The sequence below is a fragment of the Megasphaera sp. NM10 genome (assembly GCF_000417505.1).
GTDB classification, from domain to species: Bacteria; Bacillota; Negativicutes; order Veillonellales; family Megasphaeraceae; genus Megasphaera; species Megasphaera intestinihominis.
In genome coordinates this window covers 1-14,464 of record NZ_APHY01000042.1, presented here as the reverse complement: position 1 = coordinate 14,464, position 14,464 = coordinate 1, and the positions used below count along the sequence as shown (strand labels likewise).

The window sequence follows — 14,464 nt, the reverse complement described above, 5'->3', positions numbered from 1 at the left end:
TCAGATACAGAGAATACCGGCAATGACAAAGGATAAGGCTACGCCCGGGCCGGCATAGCGGGCGGCGGCAATCCCGGTCAGGACGAAGACACCGGCCCCGATGATACCACCGACGCCGAGGAATGTCAGGTCAAAGACGCTGAGGTTTTTGCTCAGCTTTGAGTTTTCTGCATCGCTCTGAAGCTGGGCAACGGATTTCGTATGGAAAAACGACATAAAACACACTCCCTTTTTTTAATAAAAACAATGAAAAAGTTAAATTGTATAAACTTTTTGTTAAATACAGTGTACTATGATACAGTAAGTATCGTCAATATGTTTTATAAATATAGATTTGTGTATACAGTATCCTTTATCACCAATCTTGCAATATCGGCAAGATACGCTATAATATTGATGATGAGAATTCATAATAAAATGAAACAGAGGGGGCGTGACTTATGGGATTTTTCAGCAATCTCTTCCATCACGATGATATTCAGGGGACGAAAAAATATATCTACATTACCGGCATGGTCTGCCAGAACTGCTCTAAGCACGTGACCGAAGCCCTTAAAGCCGTCGACGGCTTTAAGGGCAAGGTCAAAGTTGACTTGATGCGCGGCCAGGCAGAAGTCGTCGTCGCTGATTCCGTGAGCGATGACACGTTGTTAAAAACCGTTGTCAATGCTGGCTATGGCGTAACGGAAATTTCCTTGCAGCCAAAGAAAAATTAAAATATAAAATAGTAAGTTGATAAAAATAAAATATTATAGTATAATCGGCTTGTAAATTAAATTTATTCATGACGATGGAGTCTTACCCGCAAGTGGATAAGACTCTTTTTTATTCCCAGTATAGGAGTGGTGTTATCGTGTCTTTTCAGATGTTTGTCCCTACGAAAGCGTTATTTGGTGCCGGTCAGCTCAATCATTTGCATGAACAGGCCCTTCCCGGCAAGAAAGCCCTGCTGGTCATTTCCAACGGGAAATCGACGAAAGTCAATGGCTATTTGGACCGGACGGAAAAGGAACTGCATACAGCCGGCGTCGAAACGGTCCTCTTCGACCAAGTCGAAGCGAATCCCTTGAAATCGACTGTCATGCGCGGCGGCGCCATGGCCAGAGAAAATCAATGTGACTTCATCGTCGCCTTAGGCGGCGGCAGCTGCATCGATGCAGCCAAGGGGATTGCCGTCGTCGCCACCAATGACGGCGATTTGTGGGACTACATCACCCAGGGCACGGGCAAGGGCAAACCCATTGCCATCAAGCCCCTGCCTATCGTCGCCATTACGACGACGGCCGGGACCGGCTCGGAAACCGATGCCGGCGGCGTCATCACCAATGAAGACACGAATGAAAAGACGCCCGTCAAAGGACCATCCCTCTTCCCGGTCCTGGCCATCATCGACCCGGAACTCATGGCGACGGTACCACCGAAGTTCACGGCCTACCAGGGTTTCGATGCCTTGTTCCACAATATCGAAGGCTATCTGGCCAATAAGGCCAATCTCATGAGCGAAATGGTCGCCTTGGAAGCCATCTCCCAGATTAGCGCCTACTTGCCGACAGCCGTCCAGAATGGCATCGACATGAAGGCCCGGGAACGCGTGGCTTTCGGCAACTATCTCGGCGGCTTGGAAATGTGCCTCAGCTCCAACATGAGTGAACACTCGCTGGAACATGCCCTCAGCGCCTATCACCAGGCCTTGCCCCACGGCGCCGGCCTGATTATGATCAGCCTGGCTTATTTCTTGCACATGATCGACATCCACGTCTGTGACGACCGTTTCATCATCCTGGCCCGCCATATGGGGCGTCCGGATGCGGCCAAACCGGAAGACTTCCTCGACGCCTTGAAAGAATTGCAGGAAAAATGCGGCGTCGCCAACCTCAAGATGTCCGACTACGGCATCAGTCCCGATGAATTCCATAAAATGGCCCATAATGCCAAGACGGCCATGGCGGGATTATTCATGGCCGACCGCATGCCCATGAGTGAAGAAGACTGCGTTGCTATTTATCAGGCATCGTATCGCTAATTTGCTAAAGCGTTGTAAATACAACGACCCTTTGGCCGAAAACAGGGTATACTATAGGCACAGTAAGGAATGACTTACTGGACTAAGTTTTCCGGATAGACGGTCCGGACAAAGGAGTGACTCATTATGAAATATAAAGTAAACGATACGTGTATTGCCTGTGGTATGTGTGCTGGGACTTGCCCGGAAGTGTTCCGTATGAACGATGATACGGGTATGGCTGAAGCCTATGCTGAATCGACGGAAGCTAACAACGACGCTGCTCAGGAAGCCATGAACTCCTGTCCGGCTGGGGCCATCGAAGAAGCCTAAGGCTGCAAGAAGTCTAAATAAAACATAAAGTGGCGGAATAAATATTGACATCTGCCCATTTATGCACTATGATATAGGTAAATTCATAGTACGTACGGCAAAGGCGCTGTTGAAAGCAATTTCAACAGCGCCTTTTGTGTATGTAACGGCGTGGGGACGCCGGAGGGGTATGAATTTAATTACTACAGTATTGCTATAATTATTACTTGAATACTGTATACAAAATATTTAATGCATCTATTGCAAGATGGGTATTGGGGAGGATATTATGAGAACAGAACATGACTTTTTAGGTGAAATGAATGTACCGGACAATGTTTATTATGGCGTACAGACCATGCGGGCTATGGAAAACTTCCATATTACAGGTGAACATCTGGATCCGGACTTCATCCAGGCCATGGCCATTGTCAAAAAAGCAGCTGCTCTCGCCAACATGGAAACGGGACGGCTCGACAAGAAAATCGGCAATGCCCTGGTACAGGCTGCCAGTGAAATCATCGACGGCCAGTGGCTGGACCAGTTCCCTGTTGATCCGATCCAGGGCGGTGCCGGTACTTCCGTAAACATGAATATGAACGAAGTATTGTGCAACCGGGCCTTAGAAATCATAGGCAAAGAAAAAGGCCGTTACGACATCATCTCGCCGAACAATCACGCCAACATGGCTCAGTCGACGAACGACGTCTTCCCGACGAGCATCAAAGTCTGCCTGAGCATGAAAGGCAAGAAGCTGACAGAAGTACTGAAGGAACTGGAAACGGAACTGGATGTCAAAGCCGATGAATTCAAAGATGTCATCAAGATGGGCCGTACCCACTTGCAGGATGCTGTTCCCATTACGCTCGGCCAGGAAATGGGCGCCTATGCTTCGGCTGTCGCCCGCGGCCGCAAACGCATTTCCCGGTCCCTCGAAGGCGTCCACGTCATCAACATGGGCGGTACGGCCGTCGGCACGGGCCTCAACGCCGAACCGGCTTACATCAAAGCCGTCGCCACGAAACTTTCCATGCTGACCGGTGATATCTTCGTCACGGCCCGCAACCTCATCGATATGACCAATAACACGGATATCTTTGCCGAAGTATCGGGCAATATGAAAGCTACGGCTCTCATGCTCATCAAGATGGCCAACGACTTCCGCCTCATGGCTTCCGGTCCGCGCTGCGGCCTCAACGAATTGAAGCTGCCGGCCCGTCAGCCCGGTTCTTCCATCATGCCGGGCAAAGTCAATCCGGTCATGGCTGAAGTCCTCGACCAGACGTGCTACCAGATCATCGGCAATGACATGGCCATCAGCCTGGGCGTCGAAAACGGCCAGTTCGAATTGAACGTCATGGAACCGGTCATGGCCTTCAACCTCTTCCACTCCATGCAGTATTTGACCAACGCTATCCACGCCTTCGTCAAATACCTGCTCAAAGGCGTCAAGGCCAACAAAAAAGCCTGCCAGTCCTGGGTCGACCACAGCGTCGGCATCGTCACGGCCCTCTTGCCGCACATCGGCTATGAACGGTCGTCCATGCTGGCCAAGGAAGCCTATGCCACAGGCCGCCCGATCCGGGAAATCATCCTCGAACACGGCTATCTGACGAAAGAACAGATGGACATCATCCTGTCGCCGCAGGAAATGACCCAGCCGGGTATTGCAGGCAAACAGGTCCTGGAAGAAACCTATCTGGCACAACAGAAAATCTCTGGCTAAATTCCCAAGCCATTTATCGTGAAGCAGCCCTGTCTCCTCCTGACAGCAGGGCTGCTTCTTTTTTTGCCGGAAATCCATTATAATAGGTTTGATGTTTGATATTTGATGTTTGGGGAGGCAGCTATGGATTGGCAGGATAATTTCCAAGAACATATACAGCTTTTGCAGCAGGCTCGGGAAGCGGATTTGACGAACCCCTTCGTCTGCCATGGCATCGTCCACATCTTCCAGGAAGCCTTTGATTTGGGCTTGATGGCCTTTCGCGAAGCCCTGAAGCGGGACGGCCAGGGCATGGCTGCCATGGGCTCCGCCAAGGAACTCATCGCCGCGGCCTATGAACAATACCTCTTCGTCGATGAAGACATATGGCTGGCCATGCTCCGCGACCGCCACGGCAGCCACGACGCCATAGAAGCACAGGTGGGGCGCATCTTGGGAACATACCAGGACGCCCTGGCGGCGTTGTACGATTCAGATGCGGATGCGCCGCGATAGACGCAGGCCACAAGTCACAAAAAAATGCACGGCCAGCGGCCTTGTGCGTAGGGGCCGTCCCGCGCCTTTCTGGCCCGTCAGGTGCCGACCTACGGAAGGCGCAGGACGGTTGCCAGAACGGACAGCTGTGGCTGGGCGGCCTGCTATGGAATTATGGAAAATCTCTTGACAGGACGGTCGTCACGTGGCTGGGCGGCCTGCTATGGAATTATGGAAAATCTCTTGACAGGACGGTCGTCACATGTTAGAATAATCGAAGTTAGGCGTTCACCAACGCCTGGCTTTTTTAAGTTACAGAAAAATTTCCTTGACTTAGAGGGGACTGTTGTGATACATTATAAAGGCAGTCTTACGTAACACTAGGCTTGTGACTATTTTTAAGAGAGGTGTAAGGAATGCGTACAGCTATCACTTTGGCATGCACAGAATGCAAACAGCGTAACTACCGGACGAACAAAAACAAAAAGAACAATCCGGACCGTTTGGAACTGAAAAAATACTGCCCGTTCTGCAAAAAAGAAACATTACACAAAGAAACGAAATAATTGATTGAATAAGATTGTGCTAATCTTATTTGGATGTGAGAGGTTATATGGCACTTTCAGCTAAAAAAGCAGCACAAAAGAATAAGAACAAGAAAAAGAACCCGGGCAAATCATTTTTATCTGGCGTAAAGGTAGAAATGAAAAAAGTCATCTGGCCGACGAAGAAGGAATTGATCAACTACACGGTTATGGTCATTGTCGCTACCATCGTCGTAATGGTAATCATTGGCGTAGCTGATGGTGTATTTTCACAGCTGTTCAAGTTACTTCAGCTTGTTGTCGGATAGGAGGCTTGTGCTTAAATGGAAGCAGATATGAAATGGTATGTCATCCATACGTATTCCGGTTATGAAAATAAAGTAATGCAAACGCTGGAACAAAAAGTCAAATCCATGGGGTTAGAAAACGTCATTAACCGTATTCTCATTCCAATGGAAGATGAAATTGACATCAAAGACGGTAAGAAACGGACTGTCAAGCGGAAAGTATTCCCTGGCTACGTTCTCATCGAAATGGAAGTCAATGACCGTTCCTGGTATGTCGTCCGCAATACACCGGGTGTTACCGGTTTTGTCGGCTCGGCAACCAAGCCTATCCCGCTGGAACCGAAAGAAGTCGAAAAGATTCTAAAGACCCAGGGCATAGAAAGCGAACCGAAAACGCATATCTCTGTCGAAGTTGGCGAAGAAGTGCGCATCACCGAAGGTCCTTTTGAAAATTGCATGGCCGTCGTAACGGAAATCAATGAAGAAAAAGGGACTGTCAAAGGCCTCGTCAATATGTTTGGCCGAGAAACTCCAGTAGAAGTCGACTATTCTCAAATCGAGAAGGGTCTGGAATAAATACTTCTAAATGCGGCAACTCGCCGCGAGTGGGAGAATCGCAAGATTCGTTTGACCACATCTTGTAATGTAAGGAGGTGTAACTCACCATGGCAAAAAAAGTAGCAAGAATGGTAAAACTCCAGTGTGAAGCTGGTAAAGCAACTCCGGCGCCTCCGATTGGCCCTGCATTAGGCCAGGCTGGTGTCAACATCATGGCTTTCGTCAAGGAATTCAACGAACGCACAGCTAAACAGGCTGGCTTCATTATCCCTGTCGAAATCACAGTCTATGAAGACCGTTCCTTCACTTTCATTACGAAAACACCGCCGGCTGCCGTCCTATTGAAGAAAGCAGCAGGTTTGGACAAAGCTTCGGGCGAACCGAACAAGAAAAAAGTAGCTAAATTGGGCCGCGACAAAGTCCGCGAAATCGCAACGACTAAGATGCCGGACCTCAACGCTAACGACGTTGAAGCTGCTATGAAAATGATTGAAGGCACCGCTCGCAGCATGGGTATCGAAATCGTCGACTAATTCGATGATGCTCTGCCCGTGGAAGGGGTAACCCGTTAAACCACATAAGGAGGAAGAAACATGGCAAAAGTAGGCAAGAAATATGCTGAAGCTGCAAAACTGTTCGACAAACAGAAACAGTATGATGTTGCAGAAGCAATCGACATCTTGAAAAAGATGGATACTGCCAAATTCGACGAAACCGTTGAATTGGCCGTAAACCTTAACGTAGATCCGAAATACGCGGACCAGCAGGTCCGCGGCGCCTTGGTACTGCCCCACGGCATTGGTAAATCCAAGACTGTCCTCGTATTTGCTCAGGGCGATAAAGAAAAAGAAGCTTTAGCTGCTGGCGCTGACTATGTCGGTGCTGATGATCTCGTAGAAAAGATCAAAGGTGGCTGGCTCGACTTCGACGTAGCAATCGCTACTCCGAACATGATGGGTAAAGTTGGTCGTCTCGGTAAAATCCTCGGTCCTAAAGGCCTCATGCCTAACCCGAAGGTTGGTACTGTCACGATGGACGTTACAAAAGCTGTTAGCGAAAGTAAAGCTGGTAAAGTTGAATACCGCACGGATAAAGCCGGCAACATTCATTCTTCTATCGGTAAAAAATCTTTCGACGCAGATAAATTGGTTGACAACCTGACTGCTTTGGTTGATACACTCATCAAAGTTAAACCGTCGGGTGCAAAAGGCCAGTACATCAAATCCATCACGGTTAGCTCCACGATGGGCCCTGGCATCCACATCAACCAGTACAGCATCAAAGGTGCTGCAAAGAAAGAAGAAAATTAATATCTCTCTTAGCTGTAGACTGAAGGTATGTATAATGGACGTATGTCCGCCATCTGAGGCTATGAAACTAGCAGATATCTGACTTTGACTAGTTCGGCCTCGTGGTTTCCATGAGGCCGTTTTTGATTGCTAAGACGATATAAATCCCAGTTCAAGGAGGTGTATCGAACTCATGTCCACATATGCAAATCATCCGGTTTCTCCGGCAAAAGCTGCTGTCGTTGAAGAAATGAAAGAAAAACTGCAGTCCGCTCAGGGCGCTGTTTTCGTTGGTTTCTCCGGCCTTACCGTAGCTGATGTCACGAAACTTCGCCGTAAGTTCCGCGAAGGCGGTGTTGAATACAAAGTCATCAAAAACACGTTGACCCGTATCGCCGCTGACGAACTCGGCTATAACGCATTAGATGCAATTTTCGAAGGCCCGACGGCTCTCGCTTATTCCACGGAAGACGCTGTAGCTCCGGCTAAGATCCTCAAAGAATTCATCAAAGAAACAAAGACTGAAGCGCTGACTGTAAAAGCAGGTCTCGCTGATGGTCAGGTCATTGATGTTGCAGCTGTTGACGCTCTGGCAAGCTTGCCGAGCCGCGAAGAACTCCTCGCAAAATTGGTTGGCAGCATGCAGGCTCCTATCTCTGGCCTTGTCAACGTACTCCAGGGCAATATCCGCAACATGGTTTATGTGCTTGACGCTGTACGCGCTAAAAAAGCAGAACAGGAAACTGCTTAATTTAGCTTACATAACTTAAAAATTAAACTCAAAAATTGATACTATGGAGGTATTTAAAAATGACTAAAGAAGAAATCATGGAAGCCATTGAAAATATGACTGTTCTCGAACTTTCCGAACTCGTAAAAGCTATGGAAGACAAATTCGGCGTTTCTGCTGCTGCTCCGGTTGCAGTTGCTGCTGCTCCGGCTGCTGGCGGTGCTGCTGCTGAAGAAAAATCCGAATTCGACGTCATTCTCCAGTCCGCTGGCGACAAAAAAATCGGCGTTATCAAAGTTGTCCGTGAAGTTACGGGCCTCGGCTTGAAAGACGCTAAAGCTCTCGTTGACGGCGCTCCGAAAGCTGTTAAAGAAGGCGTTGCTAAAGCTGACGCTGAAGCTCTCAAAGCTAAACTCGAAGAAGCTGGCGCTACTGTCGAACTCAAATAATTTCACAAGGGAAATTATCGGACCTGTGTACGATTACGTACACAGGTCTTTTTTTGTTGCCCGGACTCAAAAGTGGCTTTGCCGCAATAAACGCTGAAATATAAGGCGCAGGAGCGCCAGAGGCTCCCATGTGAAGGGGAGCTGGCCGCCAAAGGCGGTCTGAGGTGTTCTTATGGTTGTAATCAGGTCATAAGCCTGTAGCGGCGCAGCCGCATCGTAGGGGCTCGCACGTGGCGATCCCGCATGAATTCTGTACATAGCCGGATCCATGATAGGTGGTTCGTTGCTCGTGATTCGTAGTCCGTAAAAGCCTGCCACTATGCCAGACTGGGTTGTGGAGAAATCTCACAGCGGGCTGCCCTCATCGGGACAGCCCCTACGCATACGGCCGCAGGCCGTGTTTTTTTTTGCGACTGCCCGTGAACGGTGTATTATTTTTATCGCCTATATGTGATAATGTAGGGGACGGCCTGGTAAGCCTTTTTGGCCCGTCATTAGGATTGAATGGGGTGTGGCCGTGTTTCTAAGAAAAGGAGAGATTGACGTGGATTTAAAAGAAGTATCGGAACGTTCGGCTGCTATCAGAGCTGCTTATCATGCATTGGAACGGGAGTATCATGGCTCCGAATGGTCCGTCGAGGAAGATGCCCTGGCTTTTTTGACCGATGCCGGCCTGGTAGGACGGCTGACTATGAGTCATGAAGGGCGCTGGCCATCTGATGAAGAAGGCAAACTCCCGTCTAAAATCGGGGAATGTGTATGGTGGTTGTCCGTTCTGGCCGACCGGACTGGGCTGGATTTTGCCGATTGTGTGCAGCAGTTTCTGGCAGATACCGAACAGACCTTGAAATAACAGGCAGAAACGTCGGGAGGATGGTCTGTTTCCCAGCTGCTAAAGTGGGCAAAATCACATTGACGAAGACGACAGGATATGTTAGAACAATGCTAATTTCATAAGAACACCGCTTCTGTCACCGGACAGGAGAAATGAGGTGTCTGGGAGTTGTCGTAGGTACGGCATGGATTACATGCTATAAGACAATTCCTGGGCACCTCTGTTTTTTTTTAGGAGGGAATATCATGATTCAAATACGTATGCAGCAGGGACTTTCACAGGACGCCCGGATTATCCGGCAGGAGGTATTTGTCGAAGAACAGGGTTTTCATCATGAATTTGATGAAACCGACCAGGCGGCATGGCATCTGGTGTTATATGAAAATGGGCATGCCGCTGGCTGCTGCCGGCTCTTTACATCAGACAATCCGGATGTGTATATACTGGGCCGCCTGGCCGTACGGAAATCCTGCCGCGGCCGACAGTACGGGGAGCGCCTGGTACAGGGAGCGGAAGGATGGCTGCGCGGCCGTCATGTGAAACGGCTGGCTCTGTCGGCACAGGTCCGGGTGCGCCCGTTTTATGAAAAACTGGGATATACCGCATCAGGTGACGAATATCTGGATGAATATTGTCCTCACATCCATATGGAAAAGGAGTTGACAGAATGAGCCTGATACACTGGATTCCTTTTTTCATCATCGTCATTGGCAATATAGGCTATCACCTGGTCGCCAAGGCAACACCGTCGGCAGCCCCGCCTTTTCTGGCCCTCAGTGTTACCTATCTGGTCAGTTTCCTCCTGTGTGCCGCTGCTTACGTGGTGACAGGGCTTTCGCTGCGGCAGGATCTGCATACATTGAACTGGGCAAGCGCTGCCTGGGGACTGACGCTGGTGGCTGTCGAATTTGGCTATATCCTGCTATACCGGACTGGCTGGAAAATCAGTATGGCCTCTCTCCTGGCCAATGTCAGCGTGGCGCTCCTCCTGGCAGGTATAGGCGTCCTGTTTTACAAAGACGTTCTGCTGCCCCGGCAGATCATCGGCATCATCCTGTGCCTGGCCGGCGTTTTTTTCCTGCGTCCGTGAGTGGTTTTTCCGGGCTGCGGCCCTTCCTCATTGTCGTCCCTGTCACGGATGGGGTATAATAATCATAATGATACATCGAAGGAGTGACAAAGGTGAAACAGGTGACAGATATAAAAAAAGATTCGTTGCTTCAAGGGGAGTCTAAGAATATAGAATATAAGGAAAGGGTTCCTGAAGACAGCCAGAAATATATGAAGTCTGTTGTTGCCTTTGCCAATGGCGATGGTGGACGAATTGTATTTGGTGTTGAAGATAGAACGATGCGGGTTATCGGTATTCCTCAGGCTGACCTTTTTCAAATAATGGATGCTATTACCAATGCGGTTACGGATAGCTGCGAACCGATGATTATTCCAGATCTTTTTGTTCGAGAAGTAGAAGGGAAATCGCTTATCATTTTGGAAATTGTACCAGGAATGCAACGGCCATATTATATTAAAAAGAAAGGTCTTGTAAGGGGAACCTACATCCGAACGTCTGGGACAACGCGACCTGCAGATCGGGCGATTTTACAGGAGTTACTTTTGGAAGGAGAAAACAAGTTTTTTGATCAACAGCCTATTCCTAATCTAAAAGTAACGAAGCATGATGTAACGGCATTATGCCGTTTTATGAGTGAAACGGCTAAAAAAAAACGCATCATCAGATATCCAGCGTCAAGGAATCAAGGAGTTAACGGCTAATCAACTCATTTCATGGGGCCTTTTGATTGAAAGCAAAGACCAGCTTATACCGACTTATGCCTATGCGATGTTGACACATCAGGCTGGGTATCCTCCAGTCGTTCAATGTGCTGTCTTTAAAACGGAAGATAGAGCTGTTTTTGTCGATAAGCGTGAAATTGATGCACCGATTCAGGAACAAGTGGAAAAAGCATATCAGTATGTACTTGAAAAGATTAATATGGGAGCCAGATTTCAGGGGGTCTATCGTCAGGATATTTATGAATTACCTCCGGACAGCATCCGGGAATTGATTGCCAATGCACTTGTCCATCGTAATTATTTGGAGCCGGAATCCGTTCAGATAGCCCTTTTTTCAGATCGATTAGAAGTTACTTCTCCAGGTGGCCTGATGCGCGGCGTAACACCTGAAAAAATGAAAGAAGGGTTTTCAAAGATTCGGAACCGGGCTTTAGCAAATGCGTTTGCTTATATGAACTTAATTGAAAAATGGGGCAGTGGTTTTCCACGTATTTTCCGGGATTGCCGGGATTATGGTTTGAAGGAACCGGAAATCATTGATTTTGATGGCGATTTGCGCGTTAACTTGTACCGGACAACTGACCAAACGACTGACCAAACTAAAAAAAATGACCAAACCCCGAAAACTGGACAAACGGGAACGAATATGCCTGTAAAACTAAATGAAAAGGAAAAAGTTATTTTGTCATATCTTCAAAAGAAACCGGATGGCACGCAACATGAAATCGCTAAAGCAACATCACTGTCTCTTAGTACGATAAAGTATTATATGAAAAAGCTCCAGGAAAAAGACTGTCTTCAACGTATGGGAACGCACCGGAAAGGATACTGGGTCGTGAGATTCAACTAATGCTATTCCGTCATGGCACCGTCAGGGGACAGGTATCGCTTTTATCCATTCTGCTGACCGAACGACTGACCAAACTCTGAAAACTGACCAAATAACTAACCAAACTGACTAAACAACTAACCAAACTGACCAAACTCAAAAAGGAGAGAATCATATGGAATTACAAGAAGTATCGAAACGCTCTGCGGCCATCAGAAAGGCCTATCATGCTCTGGAACGGGAATATCATGGCTCCGAATGGTCGGCAGAGGAAGATGCCCTGGCTTTTTTGACCGACGCCGGACTGGTAGGACGGCTGACTATGAGTCATGAAGGGCGCTGGCCATCTGATGAAGAAGGCAAACTCCCGTCTAAAATCGGGGAATGCGTATGGTGGCTGGCCGTTCTGGCCGACCGGGCGGGGTTGGATTTTTCCGATTGTGTGCAGCTGTTTCTGGCAGATACCGAACAGGCCTTGAAATAACAGGCAGAAAAGTCGGGAGGATGGTCTGGTTCCCCGCTGCTAAAGTGGGCAGGATTATGAATATCTGGATGAATATTGTCCTCACATCCACATGGAAAAGGAGTTGATAGCAGTGTTACCTATCTGGTCAGTTTTTCCTGTGTGCCGCTGCTTACGTGGTGACAGGGCCTTCACTGCGGCAGGATCTGCATACATTGAACTGGGCGAGCGCTGCCTGGGGACTGATGCTGGTGGCTGTCGAATTTGGCTATATCCTGTTATACCGGACAGACCGGAAACCCGTGCGTGAATGACTGCCTTGTGATATAATGAACGTATATTTTGTAAACGCTATTTATATAATTTGTCTTGACAATCATAATGCTTTATAACGCATGGCATAGAAGGATGTGAAGGGCATGGGGCTAGAGGAAATCCAGAGCGAGCTGCATCGCTATTACGACCGGCTGACGTCCGGTATCTACCTGATCGGTATGCAACCGGGGGAACCCATTTTATTCGTCAATAAAGGGATGCTGAAGATTTATCATTGTATGGATGAAGCGGAGTTTTACCGCTTTACGGGACGGCGGTTCCGGGGCATGGTCGATAGTGAGGACTATTATCCTGTCGCCCACATGTCGGAAACGGACTATTCGGAGTTCGTGACCTTCCGCTTCCGCACGCGGGATGACCATTTCCGCCGGGCCGAAGGTTCGGCCAGCGTCATTTCTCTGGAAGATGGGACCAAGGCATGGCTGCTGCAGCTCATCAGCAGTGAACTGAGGGGCAGCAGTACCCAGAACGACCCGCTGACGGGGCTGATGGGGATGCGCCTGTTCTTCAAGAAAGCCCTGCAGGTAGCCCGGCGGGAAAGTCCCCAAGGCCGTCTGTCTGAATACTGTCCGACTTATTTCAATCTGACGAACTTCCGCCTCTACAATTCCCTACACGGACTGGCTGCCGGCGACCATTGCCTCAAGCGCATTGCCGAGCTGCTGCGCCAGTATTTCCCGGGAGACCTCATTTCCCATTTTTCGGCCGATGGTTTTGGCGTCCTGGCGAAGCGGGAAGATATATTCCAAAAGATAGAAGTCATCTGCAGCCGTGTCAACGCGTATATCAATAATTCCAATATCGTCTTGAAGGCCGGCGTCTGCCTGCTCGAAGAGGACGATATCCATATCGTGCGCCATACTTTCGACATGGCCAAGATTGCCTGTGATACCATCAAGACTGATGCCACTCGGTGCTGGGCTATTTATACGCGGGAAATGGGCGTCGCCCTGGAGAAGCGGGATTTCGTCCTGGAAAATTTCAACACGGCCTTAGAAAAAGGCTACATCAAAATCTATTATCAACCCGTCGTCCGTACGATGACCGGGAAAATCTGCGGTGTCGAAGCGCTGGCCCGCTGGGAAGATCCCGTTTACGGCCGACTCACGCCGAATGTCTTCATTCCCGTCCTGGAACAGGCCCGGCTCATCCATAAGCTGGATGGCTATGTCCTCAATCAGGTAGCGAAGCAGCTTCATTACCAGCTGGCCAATAAAAGGCCTGTCCTGCCGGTATCGGTCAATTTATCGCGTCATGATTTCAACCTCATGGACCCTTTTGCGGTTGTTGAAAAAGTCATTTCCCGCTATAATCTACAGCGGGATTATTTCCGCATCGAAGTGACGGAAACGGCGTTGGTCAAAGAAAAGCACAATCTGCTCCGCAGTTTGAAGCAGTTCCAGTAGTCGGGCTACCAAGTCTGGCTCGATGACTTCGGCAGTGCCTATTCCTCGCTCAACGTCCTTCACAACTATCATTTTGATGAACTGAAGATTGACATGGCCTTTTTACATAATTTCAATGAACAGAGCCGTCAGATTATCAAGGCCATCGTCCTCATGGCGAAAGAACTGGGCATACATACTTTGGCCGAAGGCGCAGAAACAAAGGCCCACGTCGACTTTTTGAAGGATGTCGGCTGTGAAAAGATACAGGGCTATTATTTTGGACGGCCTATGACCTACGAAGACTTGTCAGTGTTTTGCAAGCACTATGAGCATGGCTTGGAAACGCGGCGGGAAGAACCAGTCTATGATAAAGCCGGTCTGGTCAATGTCGTAACGGATTTACCGACTGCTATTTTCACTACGATGCACTCAGCCGGGGTGTTATGG

19 protein-coding genes and 1 pseudogene are annotated in these 14,464 nt (G+C 48.8%); 19 read left to right on the top strand and 1 reads right to left on the bottom strand.

From position 1 onward, the window contains the following. Complete coding sequence (locus NM10_RS07940; RefSeq protein WP_020311064.1) at positions 1 to 216, bottom strand: hypothetical protein; 216 nt, start codon at positions 214 to 216, stop codon at positions 1 to 3. A 224-nt stretch (positions 217 to 440) separates the two neighbouring features. Here NM10_RS07940 and NM10_RS07935 point away from each other — a divergent pair, with 224 nt between their 5' ends. The 19 genes and pseudogenes from NM10_RS07935 to NM10_RS14595 all read left to right on the top strand — a co-directional run. Further along, positions 441 to 716: a heavy-metal-associated domain-containing protein gene (locus NM10_RS07935; protein ID WP_020311063.1), complete on the top strand. Its 276-nt coding sequence runs from the start codon at positions 441 to 443 to the stop codon at positions 714 to 716. A 137-nt stretch (positions 717 to 853) separates the two neighbouring features. Next, complete coding sequence (locus NM10_RS07930) at positions 854 to 2,023, top strand: iron-containing alcohol dehydrogenase (protein ID WP_036200599.1); 1,170 nt, start codon at positions 854 to 856, stop codon at positions 2,021 to 2,023. A 126-nt stretch (positions 2,024 to 2,149) separates the two neighbouring features. Next, positions 2,150 to 2,335 (top strand): ferredoxin, encoded by a 186-nt coding sequence (locus NM10_RS07925; RefSeq protein WP_020311061.1) that lies wholly within the window; start codon positions 2,150 to 2,152, stop codon positions 2,333 to 2,335. Positions 2,336 to 2,603: 268 nt separating this feature from the next. Then, entirely contained in the window at positions 2,604 to 4,040 is a 1,437-nt protein-coding gene (locus tag NM10_RS07920) for an aspartate ammonia-lyase (protein WP_020311060.1), read from the top strand. A gap of 123 nt (positions 4,041 to 4,163) precedes the next feature. Then, on the top strand, positions 4,164 to 4,535 hold the full coding sequence (locus NM10_RS07915; protein ID WP_020311059.1) for a nucleotidyltransferase substrate binding protein: 372 nt from the start codon (positions 4,164 to 4,166) through the stop codon (positions 4,533 to 4,535). Positions 4,536 to 4,930: 395 nt separating this feature from the next. Continuing rightward, positions 4,931 to 5,080: a 50S ribosomal protein L33 gene (rpmG, locus tag NM10_RS07910; RefSeq protein ID WP_014015374.1), complete on the top strand. Its 150-nt coding sequence runs from the start codon at positions 4,931 to 4,933 to the stop codon at positions 5,078 to 5,080. A gap of 47 nt (positions 5,081 to 5,127) precedes the next feature. Further along, the gene (gene secE / locus NM10_RS07905) at positions 5,128 to 5,367 is read left to right on the top strand and encodes a preprotein translocase subunit SecE (RefSeq protein WP_020311058.1); all 240 of its coding nucleotides are present in this window, start codon (positions 5,128 to 5,130) and stop codon (positions 5,365 to 5,367) included. 15 nt (positions 5,368 to 5,382) lie between these two features. Continuing rightward, positions 5,383 to 5,922, top strand: a complete 540-nt coding sequence (gene nusG, locus NM10_RS07900; protein ID WP_020311057.1) for a transcription termination/antitermination protein NusG — start codon at positions 5,383 to 5,385, stop codon at positions 5,920 to 5,922. 89 nt (positions 5,923 to 6,011) lie between these two features. Continuing rightward, positions 6,012 to 6,437: a 50S ribosomal protein L11 gene (rplK, locus tag NM10_RS07895; RefSeq protein ID WP_014015371.1), complete on the top strand. Its 426-nt coding sequence runs from the start codon at positions 6,012 to 6,014 to the stop codon at positions 6,435 to 6,437. 60 nt (positions 6,438 to 6,497) lie between these two features. Beyond that, complete coding sequence (gene rplA, locus NM10_RS07890) at positions 6,498 to 7,214, top strand: 50S ribosomal protein L1 (protein ID WP_020311056.1); 717 nt, start codon at positions 6,498 to 6,500, stop codon at positions 7,212 to 7,214. A gap of 172 nt (positions 7,215 to 7,386) precedes the next feature. After that, positions 7,387 to 7,944 carry a 50S ribosomal protein L10 gene (gene rplJ / locus NM10_RS07885; protein WP_020311055.1) on the top strand — a complete coding sequence of 186 codons (558 nt, stop codon included), beginning with the start codon at positions 7,387 to 7,389 and terminating at the stop codon, positions 7,942 to 7,944. 59 nt (positions 7,945 to 8,003) lie between these two features. Next, entirely contained in the window at positions 8,004 to 8,372 is a 369-nt protein-coding gene (gene rplL / locus NM10_RS07880) for a 50S ribosomal protein L7/L12 (RefSeq protein ID WP_020311054.1), read from the top strand. Positions 8,373 to 8,916: 544 nt separating this feature from the next. After that, the gene (locus NM10_RS07875) at positions 8,917 to 9,225 is read left to right on the top strand and encodes a hypothetical protein (protein ID WP_020311053.1); all 309 of its coding nucleotides are present in this window, start codon (positions 8,917 to 8,919) and stop codon (positions 9,223 to 9,225) included. Positions 9,226 to 9,452: 227 nt separating this feature from the next. Continuing rightward, positions 9,453 to 9,878 (top strand): GNAT family N-acetyltransferase, encoded by a 426-nt coding sequence (locus NM10_RS07870; protein WP_020311052.1) that lies wholly within the window; start codon positions 9,453 to 9,455, stop codon positions 9,876 to 9,878. Then, on the top strand, positions 9,875 to 10,297 hold the full coding sequence (locus NM10_RS07865; protein ID WP_020311051.1) for a hypothetical protein: 423 nt from the start codon (positions 9,875 to 9,877) through the stop codon (positions 10,295 to 10,297). The genes NM10_RS07870 and NM10_RS07865 overlap by 4 nt, the downstream gene beginning before the upstream one ends. Positions 10,298 to 10,389: 92 nt before the next feature. Beyond that, on the top strand, positions 10,390 to 10,980 hold the full coding sequence (locus NM10_RS14605) for an AlbA family DNA-binding domain-containing protein (protein ID WP_036243890.1): 591 nt from the start codon (positions 10,390 to 10,392) through the stop codon (positions 10,978 to 10,980). Beyond that, positions 10,913 to 11,851 carry an ATP-binding protein gene (locus NM10_RS14600; protein WP_239639669.1) on the top strand — a complete coding sequence of 313 codons (939 nt, stop codon included), beginning with the start codon at positions 10,913 to 10,915 and terminating at the stop codon, positions 11,849 to 11,851. The genes NM10_RS14605 and NM10_RS14600 overlap by 68 nt, the downstream gene beginning before the upstream one ends. 154 nt (positions 11,852 to 12,005) lie before the next feature. Continuing rightward, positions 12,006 to 12,314 carry a hypothetical protein gene (locus NM10_RS07850; RefSeq protein WP_020311050.1) on the top strand — a complete coding sequence of 103 codons (309 nt, stop codon included), beginning with the start codon at positions 12,006 to 12,008 and terminating at the stop codon, positions 12,312 to 12,314. A gap of 398 nt (positions 12,315 to 12,712) precedes the next feature. Further along, positions 12,713 to 14,464: pseudogene (locus NM10_RS14595) on the top strand (EAL domain-containing protein); the annotation flags it as partial.